The following is a 21,491-nucleotide window of genomic DNA, read 5'->3' on the forward strand; positions in this document are numbered from 1 at the left end:
AATATTTTTATTCTACAATAAGATTTTTATTCTTATTGTAGATATTAAACCTTTCACCTCTTGCAAAGCCTATTAAATTTATATCCTTACTTCTTGCAATTTCAACTGCCCTACTTGTAGGAGATGATTGAGATACTATCAAAGAAAAACCGATTTTTTCTATTTTTTCTATTATTTGCTCATTCACCCTACAAGATGTAAAAATAAATTTATCGCTTATATCTATCTTTTCTTTTAAAATATGTCCTATAAGTTTATCTACTGCATTGCTCCTAGATACATCTTCTACAAATTTAACTATTTTACAATCTTTAATGAGACCTACAGAATGGGCTCCACCCGTACGTTTGAAAATTTCTGATTTATTTTGAAAGATTTCCGAAAGTTTAAATAAGTCATTTTTTTTGATTCTGAGTATTTTTGTATTATAAACAATTTCTTTTGATAGTTGTGTATTTAAAATTACATAAGAATCTTTATCTTCTATCCTTATACAATTTATATCATCAATTGAACTTATATATCCTAAGTTATAAAGATAACCTATAGTTAGATTTTCAATATCTTTTGGACTTATTAAAAGCCTTGCTATAATCTCATCTTTTATATGAATATTAAGATCTTTTTCAACTATAACCTCATCTATCATAAAAAATGATTTATCTTTATTTATTTTTTCTATCTTAAAATTTCTAATCAAATCTTTTTCCATTTTCTTCCAAATAGTTTTTCCAATCTTGAGGATAATTTAAATTTCTAAAAACTTTATTTATATTTTCTATATTTTTAATTTCTTCATACTCAACCGTATATGCAGAAATTTCATTTAAAAATCCATTTATACTTCTTCTACCTTTATTTAAATAAATCTTTATATTTTCAAACAATTCTTTTTTATATAAGGCAAAAAATGGCTCTAAATATTTTCCATTATCATATACTAAGGCTTTCTTATATTCTTTATTTTCTAAATATTCTAAATATTGACAACTAAAATAAGGCATATCACAAGCCATCAAAAAATTATCTTCATTCGATGAAGAAATAAGACCTGTATACAAACCAGCACATGGTCCTATATTTTTTATTATATCTTCCCTTATAATTATATTATTATCATAAGAATTATACCTATCTTTAAAAAAGTCTACTTCATTACTTACTATTACAATCTCATTAAAATATCTAGCTAAGTTTTCTACAATGGTATCTATCAAGAATGAGCCTTTATAATTTAGTTTTTTTTTATCTTTTCCCATTCTAGTTGATTTTCCGCCAGAAAGTAAGATAGCTGTCAATTCTTTTTTATCCATTAACCACCCCAACTAATATTCATATACTTATCCATCAACCTATCATACTCATCCTTGAAAATCTTAGCATGATTATCTTCCCATCCAGCAAAATGACTTAGAATTTCTCTTAATTGTTCATCTTCCACTTTTTTTGACATACTATAATAATCTCTAAAATCTTCTTCTATGAGATAAGCCATACGAAGTACATTCATATCTTGAATCATAGATTGTTCAAAATTTTGAGCTAAATTCTCACTTTCTTTTCTTTTTTCGAAAAAGATTTCTCCCTTATCTTCAGGTAGATTCAATTCTTCACTGACAGTTTCTCCATCCTTATATTTTTTAAGCAATTTCTTAAGATATTCATAATGCTCAAGCTCTATTTTGGATAATTTTTCAAAGATTGCTTTTGTTTGTAAATTTCTACTTTTTATTGAATTATCTTTGCAAAAGTTATAACCATGCAATTCCATAGCCATGACAAGATTTATTACTTTTATAGAATTATACATAAGATTTCCTTTCAATCTTTTCTATAAGAACACTTGATACCTTTAACTCAGGTATTTTCGCTATAGGGTCCAAAACAGGATTTGTTAGTAGGTTTGCAGGTCCATCTGCATAATGAAATGGCATAAATACTACACCAGGCTCTACCTTTTCGGTTATTTTTACAAAAGATTCAACAAATCCTCTCCTTGACTTTACCCTAATTTTTTCACCATCTTCTACATTATAAATTTTTGCAGTCTTTGGAGAAATTTCTATATAAGATTTCCCTGCTATTTCATTTAGACCTTCGATTTTCCCTGTCATAGTTCTTGTATGATATTGATAAAGCATTCTACCGGTTGTAAGAATTAATGGATAATCCTCATCTGGTAATTCCTTACTTTCCTCATATTCAATAGCTTTAAAAAGCCCCTTTCCCCTTGCCATAGTATTTTTGTGCATATACTTTGTTCCTGGATGTTCTTTGCCTACACAAGGCCATTGCAAAGACTCTTTTTCTAATCTTTTGTAACTTATACCACTATAAGATGGGGTGCAAAGAGCTATTTCATCCATAATTTCACTAGGAGAATTATAATATTCTTCATATCCTAGTAAATTTGATATCTCCATTATAATTTTCCAATCTGCTTTAGACTGACCAATAGGATTTATAGCCTTATTTACTCTTTGAATCCTTCTTTCAGTATTTGTAAATGTTCCATCTTTTTCTGCAAAAGAGCTGGCAGGTAAGACAAGATCTGCAAGTTCTGCTGTTTCTGTTAAAAATATATCTTGTACGAGGAGAAAATCTAAGTTTTCAAGTGACTTTTTAACATGCTTTAAGTCTGGATCTGAGATCATAGGATTTTCACCCATTATATATAAAAATTTAATATCTCCTTTTCCAGCACTATTTATCATTTCTGTTAAAGTAAGACCCTTTTTGCTTGGAAGATTGCTTTTCCAAAAACTTTCCATACTCTCTCTTACAGGATCTATAAAAACTTTTTGATATCCTGTATAGTCTGTAGGAAGAGCTCCCATATCACAGGCTCCTTGAACATTATTTTGTCCTCTTAGTGGATTAATCCCTGTAGATTCAAATCCAACATTTCCTGTAAGCATCTGTAAATTGGATGTTGACATAACTCCATTTGTTCCGCTTGAATGTTGAGTTATCCCCATTGAATAATATAGGCTTGCCTTATTGGCCTTGGCATATATTCTTGCAGCCTTTATTAAATCATTCTTATCAATACCACAAATTTTCGAAACTAAATCTGGCTTGTATTTTTCAATTGTTCTTTTAAATTCTTCAAATCCTTCTGTTCTTTCATTTATGTAGTCCATATCATGAAGATTTTCTTTCAAAATTACATTCATAATACCGTTTAAAACTGCTATATTGCTGCCAGGTTTTATTTTTAAAAAGACATCTGCATATTTAGCAAGTTCAATTTCTCTGGGATCTATAACTATTAGTTTTGCTCCATTTTTAACCCTTCTTTTTATCTTGCTCCCTATAACAGGATGATTTTCAGTTGTATTTGTTCCTATTATCATAAAAGCATCAGTTCCATCTATCTCTTCTATTGAGTTTGTCATAGCTCCACTGCCTAATGTATTAGCAAGTCCTGCGACTGTCGATGCATGGCAAAGTCTTGCACAGTGGTCAACGTTATTTGTTTTAAAAACTGTTCTTACAAATTTCTGAAAGAGGTAATTTTCTTCATTAGTACACCTTGCTGATGAAAAACCTCCGAAAGCATCTGGTCCATTTTCTTTCATAATTTTAGAGTATTTTTCTTTTATAAGCCTATAGGCTTCTTGCCAGCTAGCTTGAACAAATTTACCATTTCTTTTTATAAGTGGCTTAGTAAGTCTATCTGTATGATTTATAAATCTATATGCAAATTTACCTTTTACACATAATAATCCATCATTTGGTATGGTATTTACAGGTTCAATTTCTACTATACGATTGTCCTTACTAAGTAAATTCATCTGGCAACCTACTCCACAATATGAGCAAGTAGTTTGAGTCCTTTTGACTTCCCAATACCTAAATTTATCCTCTATATATTTCTTTTTAGGATTTAAGGCTCCCACAGGACATGCTGAAACGCAATTTCCACAAGAGACACAATCGCTATTTCCAAATCCCTTATTAAATGGCGTTTCTACAATTAAATCAAATCCCCTACCTGTAAAACTAATGGCTTGACTATTTTGAAGATTATTGCAAATACTTACGCATATACCACATTTTACACACTTATTTGGGTCATAGGTGAAAAATTTGTTTGTCCTATCTATGGGTAAATTACTTTCTTTATTTTTAAAAGTTGCACTTACTATTCCATACTCATAGCAATAATCTTGTAATTTACACTTACCTGACTTATCACAATTTAAACAATCATTTGGATGGTTTGAAAATAGCAAATCTAGAATTTGTCTTCTTAATGATTTTATCTTTTCACTATGGGTATAAATTTTCATTCCATCTTTCAATTTCTCCAAACAAGAAGTGACAGGATTTTTGTAGCCTTCTATTTCAACAATACAAAGCCTACAAGCTCCATTTGGTAAAACTCTTTTATCATAACATAGGCTTGGGATATCAATTCCTTGTTTTTTACAGAAGTTAAGAATAGTCATTGGCCTATCTATTTCGTATTCTATATCGTTTATATAGACTCTCATATTATTCTCCTTCATTTTTCTTTTCTAATTTTGAAATTTTCTTAAAGACATTTTTAAATCCTATTACTGTTATCCAATCACTTTCAATAAATTCTCCACTTGTCTTTATATAAGGTGTATCAGGATTATCTAAGTATAAAAGTTCTGTCATCATTCTTCCCTTAAGGCATAGTGGTCTTCCGTCACTTGGTTTTTTAGCAATAACCGCAATATTATTTCCATTTTTTGAATAAATTTCAAAATCACATCCAAACTCACAAACTTTACACTTAACAGTCTTTTTATCAGCATCAAAACTTCTAACTTTTCCTAATATCCTCTTATCTGTTAAGGCTCCTACTGGACATATAGAAACACACCTATTGCAAGATATACAATATGAATGAGCAAAATCTTCTCCCAAATCACAAGCTATATATGTATCATATCCTCTATTTGCGAAAGATAAGATAGACCTATCTTCTATTTGTCCACAAATTGATACACACTTCCCACAAAGAATACATTTAGCATTATCCTTCATTATATAAGGACTAGATAAGTCATAAAATTTTTCTCTTTTTTCTCCATCAATGTCCCTAAAATTAACATCATAATCATAAGCATATTTTTGAAGCAAACACTCCCCTGCCTTTTGACAAGTTAGGCAATCATTTGGATGTGAATCTAATAAAAGTTGTAAAATGCCCTTTCTTTTCTTGATTAAATTTTTACTACTTGTCTTAATCTCCATACCATCTTTAACTTTCGTTGAGCATGAAGTGTCAATCTTTGTCCAACCATTATTTGTAATTTCAACTATACAAAGTCTACAACCACCAAACTTTTCAAGACTCGGGTCATAACACAAACTTGGAATTTCAATGCCATTTTCTCTAGCAACATCCAAAACGAAGCTATCTTTTTGAGCTTTTATTTCTTTACCATCTATTTTGATACTTACATAACACATAAAATCACCCTTTAGCTACAGCTTTTGGCTTGATTGGACATACATCTAGACAAGTACCACACTTAATACACTTTTCTTGATCTATTTTATGAATTTCTTTTTTACTTCCACTAATACATGAAACCGGACAATTTCTCTTACAAGTACCACATCCTACACAATTATTTTTTATACTAAAATGTATAAGATTCTTACATATACCAGCAGTACAATGTTTATTTTTTATATGATCAATGTATTCATTTTTAAAATATTTCAACGTTGAAATTACAGGAAAAGCTGCTGATTTACCCAAGCCACAAAGAGAAGTTTCTGTAGTTAATTCACAAAGTTCCATTAATTTGTCTATATCTTCACTTTTTCCATCACCATTAACTATTCTTTCGAGTATTTCTAGAATTCTTTTAGTGCCTTCTCGACAAGGGACACATTTGCCACAAGATTCATCACATGTAAATTCCAAAAAAAATCTTGCTATATCAACCATACAGGTATCCTCATCCATAACCACCATTCCGCCAGAGCCCATTATGGAATCTAGTTCTTTAAGCGTCTCATAGTCAACCGACTTGTCTAGGAATTTAGCTGGTATGCAGCCTCCAGATGGGCCTCCAGTTTGTATAGCTTTAAGCTTTTTATCATTTTCTATTCCTCCGCCTAAATCATATATAATCTCTCTTAGGCTAGTTCCCATACTTACCTCTATCAAGCCACTTTTTTTTACATCTCCTACTAAAGAAAATACCTTGGTTCCTGGAGATTTTTCTGTACCAATACTTCTGTACCAGTTCGAGCCATTTAAAATAATTTGGCAAACATTTGCTAAGGTTTCAACATTATTAATTACGGTAGGTTTTTGCCACAAGCCCTTAAAAGCTGTTCTGTGAATCTTAACCCTTGGCATCCCTCTTTTACCTTCTATCGACTCCATAAGAGCAGTTGATTCTCCACATACAAAAGCTCCTGAACCTAACCTAAGTTCTATAGTAAAATTAAATCCAGAATCCATAATATTTTCACCTAAAAAGCCCTTCTCACTAGCCTCTTTTATAGCATAATTAAGACTTTTAACAGCTTTTGGATATTCTGCCCTTACGTATATAAATCCTTCAGCACTACCAATTGCATATCCTGCTATAATCATAGCCTCTATTACTGAATGTGGATCATACTCAAGTATGGACCTATCCATGTAGGCACCAGGGTCTCCCTCATCGGCATTGCAAATAATATATTTTTTATCAACATCATAATCAAAGGCAGTTTGCCACTTGCGACCCGTTGGAAAACCTGCTCCACCCCTGCCTCTAAGCTTTGAATCCTTTATAATATCAATAACTTCTTGTTGACTCATCTCTTTTAGCACCTTATAAAGGGCAAAATAACCATCTCTTGCTATGTACTCATCAATATTTTTAGAATCTATAACTCCTAAATTTCTTAAGGCTATTTTAACTTGAATATCATCTTTTTTATCTAAGTTTTCTGGATGACTTATTTCTGTATTTTCTTTTATATTTATAAGATATTCTAAATCAATCATTTTTATCGCCTACTTATATTTTTCCAAAACTTTTTTAACATCTTCTTTAGTAAAGTGAGCAAGCTGCTTACCATTAATCTCAACAACAGGAGACTTCCCACAATCTCCTAAACACCTTGTTTCAGATATTGAGAATTTTCTATCTTCTGTTGTCTCCCCATTTTTTATATTAAGTCTTTTTTCAAACTCCTCTAAAATATCTGCCCCTCCCTTTACATAACAAGCAGTTCCAAGGCATATATGTATATCTGTTTTTCCATTAGGTATAAATGTAAATTGCGAATAAAAGGTAGCCACTCCATAAATCTCAGCCAAAGGAATATTTAGTTTACTTGAAATAAGCTTTAATATGTCTTCTGGCAAATATCCAAAAAAATTTTGACCTTCTTGCAAAATTGGCATCAATGGTCCTTTTCTGTCCTTATTTTTTTCAATAAATTTCTTAAATTCATCAATCTTTTCTTTATTTTCTTCTTTATCAAATATAAAATTTCCCTTAATTGTTTTCATATAATCCTCTTTTTAGCTAAAACTTAAAGCTTTTAAAATAAAAAATATAAAACTCTTAACTTCAAAATATAAAGCTAAAAATATACATCTTTAATTATTATTTTAGCATATATATATTAATTTATTTATAATTGTAAAACATTTTCCTATCTATGTCAAAGCAATATAGATAAAGTCCATATAATTGTGTCAAAAGAAAATGTCATTTGAAAGCTTAACTAGTACAATGTTTTTAACTAAAAAAATAAACTAGGAGGTATCAAATGACTCAATTACATTTTTCAATTAATCAGGAAGATATTCAAATTTTAATTAACTCGTAAGTTGAAATTATATGGAAAATTCTCCACAAAAGTCTTTGAATGATACCAGAAAAATTAAAAAACACTGCCATTACTATATTAGAAATGTACATCCAAAGAGTATCTACTAGGAAAGTATCTAAAGTAATATAGAATATATGCACAAAAACATATTCTAAATTATTTGTATTATCACTAACTAAATATCTTGGAAAAGAGGTAAAGCTATGGAGAAATAATGACCTAAGTATAATAAAGTATCCATATTTACTTGTAGAATTAGTTTATATAAAGTTAAGAGAAAATTATAGATAAGATGTTTTTTCATAATTGATAAATAATATGATTAATAATATACTTGAATTGATAATTTCTTTAGAAAGACTAAAAAAATTAGAAGACTTGAAAAAGCAATAAAAATATTCGCTAATGAAGAATCAGATATTAAACTAATAGGCGAAATCCTCATTTATATCAATGAGGATTGGATTATATCTTATAAATTATATATTAGAATGAAATAGTAGATATTGGACTAGTAATTTTATGCAAGATTTTGGACTTTACAACCTTTAATAACATTGAAATTATAAAAAACAATATATCATGTATTGCTATTATTAATTTATATTTTTTAACAATTTTCATATTTACTTCAATAATCTAGGGCTAATACAAAAATTATCCATCTAGTATTTCACAATTTATATAAAACTTTAAACAATTAAAATTTCTTAACTAATTTCACTTAAGCTACCATTTTCCATAAAAAAAATCTTATCACAAAGCTCTTCTATTATATTTTTTTCATGAGAAGATACTAATATTGTTTTTCCTTTTTCTTTTTCTTCTTTTATTATATCTATTAAAGAATCCACTCCTTTTTGGTCTAAAGCTATAGTTGGTTCATCAAATATTAATATCTTTGGATCTTCTAATATTACATTTGCAAGTCCTAATCTTTGTTTCATCCCAAGTGAATAAGTCTTATAATTTTTATTCATAGCATGTTTTAAACCAACTTTATCCAAGACTTCTATTATTCTATTTTTGTCGGCAATTTTTCTTATTGATGCTATCATTGCTAAATTGTTAAAACCTGAAAGTTCATCTATAAAGGACGGATTTTCTAAAAGCAATCCTATATCATTATAAATCGCATTTCCATCAATTATTAAATCATCAATTTCTATACAACCACTATCTAGTCTAATAAAACCACAAATCGCCCTAAATAACATTGTTTTTCCTGAACCATTCTCCCCTTGAAAACCATATACTTTTGCTGATTCAAGTTCTAGATTTATCTCACTTAATACTTGATTTGATCCAATCTTTTTAAAAGCTTTAGTAACTTTTATCATTCTTCCCTCCCATAGTAATCATAATATTTTGGCAAAAAATATAATAATAAAATAATAATTATAAAGTAAATTAAGATAAACAGCAAATTTACTTTCAAGTCGAATTCTCCTCCATAAAAATCTTGCTTCATAATAAGTGATCCTTGCCCTAGGATAAATCTTACGTTAGATAGGATTGCAATAAGGAGATTTATTATAAATACAGACAATGCAAATAAATATTTTGTAAATAAGGCTATCATAAAAATCATATTAGTAAATAAAATATTTTCTAATATATAGAAAATAGCAACTCTCACAAAACCTTTCATAAGATATAGATCATTTTTACCTTGTAAAGAAAGATATAATAAAATTATTGAAAAAAACAACAAGCCAATAAATACATTGAATATACTTGCTCCTAAAATTTTCCCAAGAAAATATTGTCTTTTGCTTTTAAATTTAGGCATTATATAAGTTCCGAATTCTATGTGATCCTTGTAAAATATTTCAGATATTCCAAAGACTGGTACAAAATGTATTACAAAAAATGAAATTGGAAGTATGAAATTATTGAAATCAATAAAATTTCCATTATCTTTAAATGCCTGCTCAATAAAAACTTCTATAGGTGGAGTTTCATTAAAAGCCCCAAATGTTATAAGAATTAATAAAATTAGATAAATTCCCATAAAAATCATAATTTTTTTGCTTTTTTTTAAAAGCAAGTCTATTTCTCTAAAAAATCCACTCATATTATTTCCTTATTTTTCTTAAAAATTAAAAAGTAAAGGCAAGATATTAAAAATAAAAGCAAAGGATATATAAAACTTGAAAAACTATGTTTTATTATTACCCCATTAAGAAAAGAGCTCAAACTCAAAAAGTTGTTAAAAATCTCGAACCTACTTCTCAATATAGACATTAGTAAATCCAATATTATATCAAGTATAAAAACCCCGCCTATTCCAAGATATTTAGACTTAAATATATCATTTAAGAACATAGCAAAAGAGCCTATAATTCCTCCTATAATAAAATCTATAAATATACTAGCTAAATAAAAAAGCAAAGGACTCTTTACTATGAGCTTTATCAAAAATAAATCATTGTTGAATGTAGTATTATAGTAAGTTATAGGTAGGCTTGGTCTTAGTAAAAGCCATACTGCAATATTTATAAGTAAAACTAGGCTAACACTTAAACCTGCATATACAAAATTTATCAAAAATTTTTTGACTGTATATTCCTTATCTGTTATTTTAAGCATATATGTCTTGTATATACCACTTTCCCTATCTTCAACAAAGGAATCTGCCATAGGTAAACTTGCTAAAATAAAAGATAAAAAAACAAACATGATAATAGCGTTACCAAGAGAACCATTTATCATAATATTTTCAAGAAAAGATGATTGTACTATAAGCTTATCATTAAAAATTATAGCTTTTCTTCTAGGTAAAATATCCACTAAATTTATTAAAATTATTATGAAAATAGTAAAGAAAAACCTTTTTCTTTTAAAAAATCTATAAAAACTTTCTTTAATCATAAACATCTCCTAGGTCAATTGTCTTATAGTATAGATTTCCTTTTTTATATTCTTTTTTATATTGATCTAAGTAAGTATTGATACTTATTAATAAGGCATTCTTATAATCACCCTTATCTTCTATCCAGTAATAAAAAGCATACCTTTTCTTCTCTCCCTTTTTTATGTTTAAATCTTTTAAATTATAAGTCGGTTCGAATATAAGTTCTTGCTTTTCAGATTCTCTTATATTCTGAACTATACATGAAGAAAAATCCTGATATAAACTAAATGCATATCCTAATTGTACTATATTCATATCATTTTTTTGATTCATATATTCAATATCTACACGAAGAGCTTTCCTACCTCCAAAATTTTCTATCTTTCTATTATATATTTTTACTTCAATATCTCCTAAATCAATATTATCTTTGTAAGAATATTCCTCTATCTTAGACTTGCTTGGATATCCTGCATTAGCCCTTTGATAAAGAAAAATATATGAAAAAATTAAAACTATAAAACCTAAAGATATAAGAATCTTCTTTTTCATTATTTTATATCCTCCAAGCTTTCAACTTCTTGCATTGAAGATATCATATTTTCATAATCTTCATATAATTTATCCAAATTAGAATCTTTTCTATCTAAAATTATGGTATTTTGTGCACCTTCACTAATAGTGCTTGCTTTTGTCATTATAAAATCACTATTATAAATCCTATAAGTTCCATCAGACAAATCAATTCTTATCCCATCATCTTCTTTTTTTATAGAACTTATATTATTATCCATTAAATTATCATATAAATTTGAAATATCAGGGTACTTGCGACTCAAACCCTTTACAAAATCAGAATCATCAGAAATTTTCCCTCTATAAAATTTATTTTCTATTATATTTATATATAAGGCTTTATTTCCTTTAAAAAGATAAACTATTTCAATTGGTTTATTAGGATTATAATAATTTTTCATATAAGAAATATTTTTATCATCCCAATTTACATTCATGTTTTCTGATAATAAACTTCCATCTTCATAATAAGTTTTGTAATATAAAGCTTGTTTGGGATTTGCTTTATAGATATTTTCTAAAAGCTCAGCATCCTCTTTGTCCATATTAGATAAACTTTTTTCTATATTTTGGTTTTTTTCATTCTGATAGTCATCATTACTACATGATGAAAATATAATCACTATTAAAATTAATATAAGAGTAAATTTCTTTTTCATAAAAATATATTAATACATGAACTGACTTAGTATTAACTTAAATTTTACCAACCACAGGACCAAGAATCAGGAGACCATAATCCAGATGCTGATAGTGTAGAAAATGTACTATATTTAGATCCATGCACTAGGGCTGTTCTGTAACCATCTTCATGTATATTGCTAGAAATACAGTACTTTCCTCCCTTATTTATATAATATACAGGTGCATAAGATGTAACTTGTTTATTTCCAGCTAAGGCCCTTGCTTTTAAAGTATCCCCACTTATATTATTTACATAAAAGTATATAGGAGATGCATCTTGTTTTTCCCTAGAAGGAGTATAAAGATTAAAATTTGTCCTTCCAAAATTAAAAGACCAAGATGTGTCGCCAGTATTTGCTGCCAAAGAAGTCCCCATCATAAGAAACAAAAACGTTATCATAAAAATCGAAAATAAATTTTTAATTTTTTTCATAAGATTTTCTCCTTTAATCTATTTCTTATATTAGTCAGTTCATGTATGAATCCTTTCTTAGATTAAAGATATCATAATTTATTTTTCGTGTCAATTAAATGTATTTATTTGATGTATTAATTAAATATATACTATATATTGATATATGCACATATATATTTTATACTCATTATTTCTCCTTTATTCTTTTAAATTTTTATTTAACAATCAATAGCAAGTATTTTATTATTTAGGTCTAAAGAATACAAAATAAAAATACTATGGAGCAAATTACTAGTCCATAGTATTTTTTCTTAATTATTGATTTTGTTCAGTTTCAGCCTCTGCTTTTTTTACTTCTTCTATATTCAAAGCTATTTGAGCATCTTCTAAATCCTTATTTTCATAGTCTATATCAAAGTCATTGTAAACTTTCATACCTGTACCTGCTGGTATCAACTTTCCTATGATTATATTTTCTTTTAGTCCCTTCAAGTCATCAACCTTGCCCTTGATTGAAGCATCTGTAAGAACTCTTGTTGTTTCTTGGAAGGATGCTGCTGATAACCATGATTCTGTTGCAAGTGATGCTTTGGTTATTCCTAGAAGCTCTTGGCTGTATTCAGCTTTTTTCTTGCCTTCTTTTTCCATCTCTTCATTTACAATACGAACATCTCTTATCTCTTGTAGTGAACCTGGCAAGAAGTCTGTATCTCCTGCTTCTTCTATTTTTACTTTTTTAAGCATTTGCTTTGTTATTACTTCTATATGTCTATCATCAATTTCTACACCTTGAAGCCTATATACTTTTTGTACTTCTTTAGTGATGTAGTCTTGAACACCGATTTTGCCTAATACTTTTAGTACATCATGTGGATCAAGAGAACCTTCTGTAAGTTGTTGTCCCTTTTCTACAACGTCTCCTTCTCCAACTAGAAGTCTTGCACCATATGGTATATTGTATTTTTTAGAATAACCATCTTCTGAAAGTATTTCTACATCTGTTTTCTTTTCGTTTTTAATAAGTGATACTGTACCTGAGTTTTCAGCTATGAATGCAAGTCCCTTTGGTTTTCTTGCTTCAAATAACTCTTCAACTCTTGGAAGACCTTGAGTAATTCCAACACCTGCTATACCTCCAGAGTGGAATGTTCTCATTGTAAGTTGTGTACCAGGCTCACCAATTGATTGGGCAGCTATAATTCCTACAGCTTCACCTATATTCACTTTCTTACCTGTTGCTAGATTTCTACCATAGCATTTTTCACATACTCCATGTTTTGACTTACATTCTAGTACTGAACGTAATTTAACTTCTTTGATACCTTCAGCTACAATTTTTTCTGCTCTTTCTTCATCAATAATTTGATTTTTAGCTACAATTGTTTCGCCTTCACTATCTTTTATCTCCTCAAAAGATGTACGTCCTACTATTCTTGTATATAGGTTTTCTATAAGCTCATTACCATCTTTAAACTCATGAGCCACTACATATCCATCTGTACCACAGTCTTCTTCTGTAACTATAACATCTTGAGATATGTCTACCATTCTTCTAGTTAAGTAACCTGAGTCTGCAGTTCTTAAGGCTGTATCTGTAAGTCCCTTACGTGAACCATGGGTTGAGATAAAGTACTCTTGTACTGAAAGACCTTCCCTAAAGTTAGCCTTTATAGGAATTTCTATAATCTTACCATCAGCCCTTGACATAAGACCACGCATACCACCTAACTGTCTGATTTGGTTTGTAGAACCACGGGCACCAGAGTCAGCAAATATCTTGATGTTGTTATCAGATTTAAGTTCATCTAGAAGGGCAGCTGTAACATCATCTGTTGCCTCTCTCCATATGTCTATAACTTTTTCGTATCTTTCATTGTCTGTTATAAAACCACGTCTATAAAGTTTTTCATACTTATCAACTTCTTGATCAGCCTTTGATACTATATCCCATTTTTGATGAGGAATTGTAACGTCTGACATTGAAACTGTAAGTCCTGATAGGGTTGAATACTTATACCCTGTAGACTTAATGTAGTCAAGAACTGATGCAGTCTTTATATTTCCATGCTTTCTAAAGCAACGATCTACTATATCTTTTAACACACCTGATGAGGTAACTTGATCAATTTCAAGAGAATAAGGATCTTCTTTTCTATTTACATAACCTAAATCTTGTGGGATTCCTTCATTATAGATAAATCTACCTACTGATGAATTTACAATCTTTCCCGGGTCATTTTTATCTTTTTTTATCCTAACTCCAACTTTTGTTTGTAGGGTTACATTGTGGTTAAGTAAGGCTTTTTTCATCTCTGAAATGTCTGCAAAGGTCATTCCCTCTCCCTTTGCACCTTCCTTTATTGTTGTTAGGTAATACGCTCCAAGTACCATATCTTGGGATGGTGTTGTAATCGCCTTACCATCTTTAAGACCTAGGATATTATTTGTAGACATCATTAAAAGTCTTGCTTCTATTTGTGCCTCATTTGATAAAGGTAAATGAATAGCCATTTGGTCACCGTCAAAGTCCGCATTAAAAGCAGGACAAGCAAGTGGATGAAGCTTAATTGCCTTACCTTCTACAAGTACTGGTTCAAATGCTTGGATACCAAGCCTGTGGAGTGTAGGGGCACGATTTAGAAGTACTGGATGGTCTTTTATAACTTCTTCTAAGATTTCATAAACTCTTGGATCCTTCTTCTCCACCATTTTCTTTGCAGATTTAAGATTGTGAGCCATTTCATTTTCTACAACCTTATTCATAATAAATGGCTTAAATAATTCAAGAGCCATCTCTTGAGGTAGGCCACATTGGTTAAATTTAAGATTTGGTCCTACTACTATTACAGATCTACCTGAATAGTCAACCCTTTTACCAAGAAGATTTTGTCTAAATCTACCACTTTTACCCTTAAGTAAATCAGATAGAGACTTCATATTTCTATTTGAAGCTCCTGTTACAGCACGACCTCTTCTACCATTGTCTATTAGAGCATCAACTGCTTCTTGAAGCATTCTCTTTTCATTTCTTACAATTATTTCTGGAGCTCCAATATCAAGTAGTCTTTTTAGACGATTATTTCTATTTATAACTCTTCTGTAAAGGTCATTTAAGTCACTTGTTGCAAATCTTCCACCTTCAAGTTGGACCATTGGTCTTAGCTCTGGTGGCATGACTGGAAGCACATCAAGAATCATCCATTCTGGTTTGTTACCACTTGTTAGAAAGGCATCTACCACTTCAAGTCTTCTTGATATTCTTATTTTCTTTTGTCCCTTAGCATCTTCAAGTTCTTTTAATAAGGATTCATATTCTTTTTTAAGATCCATCTTAGCTAGAAGTTTCTTAACAGCCTCTGCTCCCATTTCAGCTTGAAATTCTGTATCATCTGGATAATTATCAAGAGCTTCTGAGTATTCAGCTTCTGATAATTCTTGTTTTTCATAATATTCAGTTTCACCAGGATTGATTACTACATATGATGCAAAGTAAAGAATCTTTTCTAGAACTCTTGGGCTCATATCAAGTAAAAGACCCATTTTTGAAGGTATTCCCTTGAAAAACCAAATATGGCTTACTGGGGCAGCAAGTTCTATATGTCCCATTCTTTCACGTCTTACCTTAGATTTTGTTACTTCAACGCCACATTTTTCACAAACAACGCCCTTGTATCTTATTCTCTTGTACTTACCACAAGAGCATTCATAGTCTTTTGTAGGTCCAAAAATCTTCTCGCAGAACAGGCCATCTTTTTCAGGTTTTAGTGTTCTATAATTGATAGTTTCTGGCTTTTTAACCTCACCATGAGACCATGATCTAATTTTTTCAGGAGATGCTATTTTCATCCTCATAGCACCAAATTCTTGTAATTCTGACAAAAAACCCCCCTTACTCTGTTAAACCTTGACTTGTAGAATCTTTGGCATCTTTAGTCTCAGTTTCTGAAACTTCCTCATCATTTTCAGATTTTGCCTTTGAAGCAAGTCCTGCAAGTTTTTTAGATTGATTTCTAATCTTTGCAGCATCAATCTTTTCCACTTGTGAGAACTTATCTTGCTCATCTATATTTTCTTTAATTTCTATTACTTCTCCATTTTCATCTAAAAGCTCAACATCCAAAGCTAGAGATTGGAGTTCTTTTACAAGCACCTTAAATGATTCAGGTGTACCTGGTTCTGGAACATTTTCTCCTTTGACAATTGCTTCATATGTCTTAACTCTTCCTGTAACATCATCTGATTTTACTGTAAGAATTTCTTGGAGGGTATGACTTGCTCCGTATGCCTCTAAAGCCCATACTTCCATCTCTCCAAATCTTTGTCCACCAAATTGTGCCTTACCACCTAGAGGTTGTTGGGTTACTAGTGAATATGGTCCTATACTTCTTGCGTGGATTTTTTCTTCTACCATGTGGTGAAGTTTAAGCATATACATAACTCCAACTGTTACTGGATTTTCAAATTCTTCACCTGTTCTTCCATCACGAAGTCTAATTTTCCCTGTTTTGTTTACATATGGAGCAATCTTTTGTGCTTCTTCTAATACTTCCTCTATTTCTGTATCCATAGCTCCATCGAATACAGGAGTTGCTATCTTCCATCCCATAGTTCTTGCAGCAAGACCCATATGAACTTCCAAAACTTGTCCTATATTCATACGTGATGGGATACCTAGTGGATTTAAGCAGATTTGGATAGGCGTACCATCTGGTAAGAAAGGCATATCTTCTCTTGGCATAATCCTTGAAACAACACCCTTGTTACCGTGTCTACCACACATCTTATCACCAACCATAATCTTTCTTTTGGTTGCTACATAAACTCTTATTACCTTATTTACTCCTGGTGAAAGTTCATCTCCATCTTTTTTGTTGTATTCTTTTACATCAACTACAATACCATTTTCTCCATGAGGGACTATTAGTGAAGTATCACGAACTTCACGAGCTTTCTCTCCAAAGATTGCTCTTAAAAGTCTTTCTTCAGGTGAAAGTTCTGTCTCTCCTTTTGGAGATACCTTACCTACAAGTATATCTCCACTTTTAACTTCGGCACCTATCCTAATAACCCCATTTTCATCAAGGTTTTTCTTCATGTCATCACCAACATTTGGAATGTCTTTTGTGATCTCTTCAGCGCCAAGTTTTGTCTCACGGGCTTCACATTCATGCTCTTCTATGTGAACTGATGTTAGGACATCATCCATTACTAGCTCTTCATTTAAAAGCATAGCATCCTCGTAGTTATATCCTTCCCATGTTGTAAAAGCTATAAGAATATTCTTACCTAAGGCAAGCTCACCATTTTCTGTAGATGGTCCATCAGCAAGGATTTCATTTTCTTCTACATGTTCTCCAAGTTTAACTATTGGCCTTTGGTTAATAGTTGTACCTTGGTTAGCACGTCTAAATTTAAGAAGTCTATAATAATCTATTTCTCCATCAGAGTCTCTTTTAACCCTGATTTTTTCATCTCCAACATATACTACTTCACCAGCATTTTTACTTACTACACAAACGCCTGAGTCTTTTGCAGCCCTATGTTCTATACCTGTTGCAACTATTGGTGCTTGTGTCTTTATTAAAGGAACTGCTTGTCTTTGCATGTTAGCACCCATTAGAGCACGAGTAGAGTCATCATTTTCCAAAAATGGTATTAAACTTGCTCCTACTGATACAATCTGTTGTGGAGAAACATCCATATATTCTATTGTTTCTCTTGGATAAATATCATTCTCACCATTTATACCACGACCTGATACACGATCGTTAATGAATCTTCCCTCATCATCTAGTGGCTCATTAGCTTGAGCTATGATGTAATTATCTTCAACATCAGCTGTTAGGTAATCTATTTGATCTGTTACATAACCATCTTTTCCGACTTTTCTATAAGGAGTTTCTATAAAACCATATTTGTTAATTCTTGCATAAGTTGTAAGGGAAGTTATAAGTCCTATATTTGGTCCTTCTGGAGTTTCTATTGGACATATTCTTCCATAGTGGGAATCATGTACATCTCTTACTTCAACTCCTGCCCTATCTCTTGAAAGTCCACCTGGTCCTAAAGCTGAAAGTCTTCTTTTATGTGTAAGCTCACTCATTGGATTTGTTTGATCCATAAATTGTGAAAGCTGACTTGAACCAAAGAATTCCTTTATAACTGCTGTTACAGGTTTAATATTTATAAGTCCTTGTGGTGTTGCAAGATCTGGATCTTGAGTTGTCATTCTTTCTCTAACAACTCTTTCCATACGTGCAAGACCTATTCTAAATTGATTTTGTAAAAGCTCACCTACTCCTCTTACTCTTCTATTGCCTAGATGGTCTATATCATCAACATTACCAATACCTTCAAATAGGTTAAATTGATAATTTACAGCAGCAAGAATATCACTTTTAACTATATTTTTAGGACATAATTCTTTCTTTCTCTTTTCAATTTCATTTAAGATGTCTTTTTTATCTTCGTTATTATCTAAAATTTCTCTCATTACTGGATAATAAACTTTTTCTGATAATTCTACATTAGATAGGTCAACATCTTTTAATTCTTCAAATGAATCAAGATAAACAAAATGGTTTCCACAAATCCTTAGCTCTTTATCTTCACCATTTTCTTGTTTGACAATGATATCAACAACATTTATACCACTTGCCTCAATATCTAAAGCAGTTTGTCTATTAATTCTTTCTCCTGCCTTAACAAAAAGTTCACCTGTTTCATCATCTATAACGTCACTTGCAGCTACTTGGTCTATTAGCCTTTCATTTAGTGCAAGCTTCTTGTTGTATTTGTACCTACCTACTTTAGCAAGATCATATCTTCTATCATCAAATAAAAGATTATTTATTAAATTTTGAGCAGACTCAAGACTAGCAGGATCCCCTGGCTTTAATTTTTTATAAATTTCAATTAAGGCTTCCTCACTTGACTCTGAATTTTCTTTTTCGAGCGTATTTCTTAAGTGTTCTGTATCTCCCAAGGCTTCTATTATTTCTTCATCTGTATCAAATAATAGCGCACGAACAAGAGTTGTTGCTGGGAGTTTTCTTGTACGATCTAATCTAACATTTACAGTGTGGGATGCGTCTGTATCAAACTCAATCCATGCTCCCCTATTAGGAATAACTGTTGAAGAGTACATATTGTTTCCTGATTTATCAAGCTCTGATGCATAATATACTCCAGGAGACCTAACAAGCTGACTTACTATAACTCTTTCTGCACCATTTATTACAAAAGTAGCTGAGTCTGTCATCATAGGGAAATCCCCCATAAATACTTCTTGTTCCTTAACTTCTTCGGTTTCCTTATTGATAAGCCTAGCTCTTACCTTAAGGTCTCTAGAATAAGTTGTATCCTTATATTTTGACTCTTCAACTGTATACTTTGTCTCATCGTCAAAATCATATCCAACAAATTCAAGTATTAAATTGCCATTATAATCTTCGATTGGGGAAATATCTTCTAAAATTTCTCCTAAGCCCTCTTCAATAAACCACTTATAAGAGTCCTTTTGGACCTTTAATAAGTTTGGCAAATCAAGAACTTGAGGAAATTTAGAAAAGCTAACACGTTCAGTTTTACCAAATAACTCTTTATGATATTGCACTATAAATTACTCCTTCATAATACTCTTAAGCCGACTGCTTAACTAGACTTTTTTATGTAAATTTAAAGCTTTGCAAAAAGAAAAAAGCCCTCCTTACATAAATAAAAAAATCTCGCTAAATTAGAATTCTAGCAATTGCTTATTATATCACTCCATGCTAGCACATGTCAAATAATCCAGGAGATTTTCTTAAACTTATAAAACCTTTTTTAATAATTTTTTATATTATATTGTATTTTAGAGCGTTGTCAAACAAATTTCTAAACTAATCTATATAATTTACGTCTATATGATGTTTCTTTCCCTTTATTTCTTCATTAGTTTTTCCGAGAATAAGACCATGGACAGGATAAAAATCCTCTTTTACTCCTAATTTTTCAATAAATCTTGCCTTCTTATCAAATTTTTCAAACATTCCTCTTATATAGCATGAGCCTATATCAAGATCAGTTGCCTTAAGACTCATATTCTCTATTATACATGCTGTATCTTCAAGCCTAGTTTCATGACCTTTTTTGGCTGATACAATTATAAGATATGGTGCAGAATAAATAGGATTTGCCTTATAATTATTAGCTACTTCCCTAGCTTCTTCTAAAATCTCACCTATGTATTCTTTATTTGTAATTACTGTAATAGCCATATTTGCATAAAGTCCCTTACCAACTGGTGCCTTAGTTCCCGCATTTACAATGGCCTCTAAATCTTTTCTGTCAATTATTTCATCAGTAAATAGTCTAGTTGAACATCTCTTATCTATTACTTTATCAAAATCCATAAAAACTCCTTTCTTTATATTATATAATTATACGATAAAATAACTCAAATAAAAATAAAGATTAAGTACATGCTTTTTGTGGTATAATTAATGCAAAAGGAGGTAAGGATGAAAAAACTAAGTAATATTTTATTGAGGATATCTGGATTTTACTATTTATTGATTAGTATAGGTCTAATACTTTCTACTCTTTTTTCATTATTTGTTGATAGAAAGTACATATTTTCCATATTTGATTTATTAGGATTTTCAAATATTTCTCTAAGCCTTATAAAACCCATCTTTTTTATATTGCTATTTTGCTTATTTATCCTAATAAGTCTTTTAACAAATAGGATATTTTCTTCAATAAAAGATAAGAAACATTTCCCATCTAATATGTTTGCTGGATTCTTCCTCTTATTTACCAGTGTTATTGGACATGTATTTTTTAGAGATAGGATATTCATAATCTCTTATATTTTCAATATCTTCCTTATTATAGGATCTATGCTTGGACTTCATGAAAAAAGTATTGAATATTATGAAAATGAAGGTGATTTATACAATTCTAAGATTGACAATGAGGATAAAGAAAATATAGATAATAAAGAAGTAGAAATTATTAATAATAACACAATTAAAAAAGATTCAGAAGAAAAAAATGAAGAAGTAACAACATCAAAAAACACAAGAAATATTTAAAGATGAAAGCGAAATATTTTAGTATATAAAATTAAAAAAGCACTTAAGTTTT

17 protein-coding genes and 1 pseudogene are annotated in these 21,491 nt (G+C 30.3%); 2 read left to right on the top strand and 16 right to left on the bottom strand.

Going from position 1 to position 21,491, the window contains the following annotated elements; all coding sequences use genetic code 11:
* Nucleotides 1-7: 7 nt before the first annotated feature.
* Genes HV819_RS05325 through HV819_RS05355 form a run of 7 tightly spaced genes read right to left on the bottom strand, consistent with a single transcriptional unit; the run spans nucleotide 8 to nucleotide 7,504 of the window.
* Complete coding sequence (locus HV819_RS05325) at nucleotides 8-712, bottom strand: formate dehydrogenase accessory sulfurtransferase FdhD (protein WP_176269676.1); 705 nt, start codon at nucleotides 710-712, stop codon at nucleotides 8-10.
* Nucleotides 693-1,313 (bottom strand): molybdenum cofactor guanylyltransferase, encoded by a 621-nt coding sequence (gene mobA, locus HV819_RS05330; protein ID WP_154541257.1) that lies wholly within the window; start codon nucleotides 1,311-1,313, stop codon nucleotides 693-695. The genes HV819_RS05325 and mobA overlap by 20 nt, the downstream gene beginning before the upstream one ends.
* Nucleotides 1,313-1,810, bottom strand: a complete 498-nt coding sequence (locus HV819_RS05335; RefSeq protein ID WP_176269677.1) for a ferritin family protein — start codon at nucleotides 1,808-1,810, stop codon at nucleotides 1,313-1,315. The genes mobA and HV819_RS05335 overlap by 1 nt, the downstream gene beginning before the upstream one ends.
* A complete protein-coding gene (fdhF, locus tag HV819_RS05340; protein WP_176269678.1) occupies nucleotides 1,803-4,499 on the bottom strand; it encodes a formate dehydrogenase subunit alpha in 2,697 nt (898 codons plus the stop codon). Before fdhF ends, HV819_RS05335 begins: the two co-directional genes overlap by 8 nt.
* A gap of 1 nt (nucleotide 4,500) precedes the next feature.
* Complete coding sequence (locus HV819_RS05345; RefSeq protein ID WP_176269679.1) at nucleotides 4,501-5,451, bottom strand: 2Fe-2S iron-sulfur cluster-binding protein; 951 nt, start codon at nucleotides 5,449-5,451, stop codon at nucleotides 4,501-4,503.
* A gap of 4 nt (nucleotides 5,452-5,455) precedes the next feature.
* Nucleotides 5,456-6,994: an NADH-ubiquinone oxidoreductase-F iron-sulfur binding region domain-containing protein gene (locus HV819_RS05350; protein WP_176269680.1), complete on the bottom strand. Its 1,539-nt coding sequence runs from the start codon at nucleotides 6,992-6,994 to the stop codon at nucleotides 5,456-5,458.
* Between the two features lie 9 nt (nucleotides 6,995-7,003).
* Complete coding sequence (locus HV819_RS05355; protein ID WP_176269681.1) at nucleotides 7,004-7,504, bottom strand: NADH-quinone oxidoreductase subunit NuoE family protein; 501 nt, start codon at nucleotides 7,502-7,504, stop codon at nucleotides 7,004-7,006.
* Between the two features lie 336 nt (nucleotides 7,505-7,840).
* Between HV819_RS05355 and HV819_RS11940 the strand changes: the two are divergent.
* A pseudogene (locus tag HV819_RS11940) lies at nucleotides 7,841-8,118 on the top strand (transposase); the annotation flags it as partial.
* A 422-nt stretch (nucleotides 8,119-8,540) separates the two neighbouring features.
* Here HV819_RS11940 and HV819_RS05365 read toward each other — a convergent pair.
* The 9 genes from HV819_RS05365 to HV819_RS05405 all read right to left on the bottom strand — a co-directional run bounded on the left by HV819_RS05365 (nucleotide 8,541) and on the right by HV819_RS05405 (nucleotide 20,755).
* Entirely contained in the window at nucleotides 8,541-9,170 is a 630-nt protein-coding gene (locus tag HV819_RS05365) for an ABC transporter ATP-binding protein (protein ID WP_154541269.1), read from the bottom strand.
* Nucleotides 9,167-9,907: a hypothetical protein gene (locus HV819_RS05370; RefSeq protein ID WP_154541271.1), complete on the bottom strand. Its 741-nt coding sequence runs from the start codon at nucleotides 9,905-9,907 to the stop codon at nucleotides 9,167-9,169. Before HV819_RS05370 ends, HV819_RS05365 begins: the two co-directional genes overlap by 4 nt.
* Nucleotides 9,904-10,704, bottom strand: coding sequence for a hypothetical protein (locus HV819_RS05375; protein WP_154541273.1), 801 nt, complete (start codon nucleotides 10,702-10,704; stop codon nucleotides 9,904-9,906). The genes HV819_RS05370 and HV819_RS05375 overlap by 4 nt, the downstream gene beginning before the upstream one ends.
* Nucleotides 10,697-11,239 (bottom strand): DUF5067 domain-containing protein, encoded by a 543-nt coding sequence (locus HV819_RS05380; RefSeq protein ID WP_154541275.1) that lies wholly within the window; start codon nucleotides 11,237-11,239, stop codon nucleotides 10,697-10,699. The genes HV819_RS05375 and HV819_RS05380 overlap by 8 nt, the downstream gene beginning before the upstream one ends.
* The gene (locus HV819_RS05385) at nucleotides 11,239-11,922 is read right to left on the bottom strand and encodes a hypothetical protein (protein WP_176269682.1); all 684 of its coding nucleotides are present in this window, start codon (nucleotides 11,920-11,922) and stop codon (nucleotides 11,239-11,241) included. The genes HV819_RS05380 and HV819_RS05385 overlap by 1 nt, the downstream gene beginning before the upstream one ends.
* 44 nt (nucleotides 11,923-11,966) lie before the next feature.
* Nucleotides 11,967-12,380: a hypothetical protein gene (locus tag HV819_RS05390; RefSeq protein WP_176269683.1), complete on the bottom strand. Its 414-nt coding sequence runs from the start codon at nucleotides 12,378-12,380 to the stop codon at nucleotides 11,967-11,969.
* Nucleotides 12,381-12,677: 297 nt separating this feature from the next.
* Complete coding sequence (gene rpoC, locus HV819_RS05395) at nucleotides 12,678-16,241, bottom strand: DNA-directed RNA polymerase subunit beta' (RefSeq protein WP_176269684.1); 3,564 nt, start codon at nucleotides 16,239-16,241, stop codon at nucleotides 12,678-12,680.
* Nucleotides 16,242-16,251: 10 nt separating this feature from the next.
* Complete coding sequence (gene rpoB / locus HV819_RS05400) at nucleotides 16,252-19,977, bottom strand: DNA-directed RNA polymerase subunit beta (RefSeq protein WP_176269685.1); 3,726 nt, start codon at nucleotides 19,975-19,977, stop codon at nucleotides 16,252-16,254.
* Between the two features lie 265 nt (nucleotides 19,978-20,242).
* The gene (locus HV819_RS05405; RefSeq protein ID WP_154541281.1) at nucleotides 20,243-20,755 is read right to left on the bottom strand and encodes a nitroreductase family protein; all 513 of its coding nucleotides are present in this window, start codon (nucleotides 20,753-20,755) and stop codon (nucleotides 20,243-20,245) included.
* A gap of 108 nt (nucleotides 20,756-20,863) precedes the next feature.
* Here HV819_RS05405 and HV819_RS05410 point away from each other — a divergent pair, with 108 nt between their 5' ends.
* Entirely contained in the window at nucleotides 20,864-21,439 is a 576-nt protein-coding gene (locus HV819_RS05410) for a hypothetical protein (RefSeq protein ID WP_154541283.1), read from the top strand.
* Nucleotides 21,440-21,491 lie beyond the last annotated feature (52 nt).

The organism is Anaerococcus faecalis (assembly GCF_013371425.1).
Lineage (GTDB): Bacteria > Bacillota > Clostridia > Tissierellales > Peptoniphilaceae > Anaerococcus > Anaerococcus porci.

Coding starts and splice junctions, on each gene's coding strand:
- HV819_RS05325 (WP_176269676.1), bottom strand. CDS start 712: ATGGAAAAAGATTTGATTAGAAATTTTAAGATAGAAAAAATAAATAAA.
- mobA (WP_154541257.1), bottom strand. CDS start 1,313: ATGGATAAAAAAGAATTGACAGCTATCTTACTTTCTGGCGGAAAATCA.
- HV819_RS05335 (WP_176269677.1), bottom strand. CDS start 1,810: ATGTATAATTCTATAAAAGTAATAAATCTTGTCATGGCTATGGAATTG.
- fdhF (WP_176269678.1), bottom strand. CDS start 4,499: ATGAGAGTCTATATAAACGATATAGAATACGAAATAGATAGGCCAATG.
- HV819_RS05345 (WP_176269679.1), bottom strand. CDS start 5,451: ATGTGTTATGTAAGTATCAAAATAGATGGTAAAGAAATAAAAGCTCAA.
- HV819_RS05350 (WP_176269680.1), bottom strand. CDS start 6,994: ATGATTGATTTAGAATATCTTATAAATATAAAAGAAAATACAGAAATA.
- HV819_RS05355 (WP_176269681.1), bottom strand. CDS start 7,504: ATGAAAACAATTAAGGGAAATTTTATATTTGATAAAGAAGAAAATAAA.
- HV819_RS05365 (WP_154541269.1), bottom strand. CDS start 9,170: ATGATAAAAGTTACTAAAGCTTTTAAAAAGATTGGATCAAATCAAGTA.
- HV819_RS05370 (WP_154541271.1), bottom strand. CDS start 9,907: ATGAGTGGATTTTTTAGAGAAATAGACTTGCTTTTAAAAAAAAGCAAA.
- HV819_RS05375 (WP_154541273.1), bottom strand. CDS start 10,704: ATGATTAAAGAAAGTTTTTATAGATTTTTTAAAAGAAAAAGGTTTTTC.
- HV819_RS05380 (WP_154541275.1), bottom strand. CDS start 11,239: ATGAAAAAGAAGATTCTTATATCTTTAGGTTTTATAGTTTTAATTTTT.
- HV819_RS05385 (WP_176269682.1), bottom strand. CDS start 11,922: ATGAAAAAGAAATTTACTCTTATATTAATTTTAATAGTGATTATATTT.
- HV819_RS05390 (WP_176269683.1), bottom strand. CDS start 12,380: ATGAAAAAAATTAAAAATTTATTTTCGATTTTTATGATAACGTTTTTG.
- HV819_RS05405 (WP_154541281.1), bottom strand. CDS start 20,755: ATGGATTTTGATAAAGTAATAGATAAGAGATGTTCAACTAGACTATTT.
- HV819_RS05410 (WP_154541283.1), top strand. CDS start 20,864: ATGAAAAAACTAAGTAATATTTTATTGAGGATATCTGGATTTTACTAT.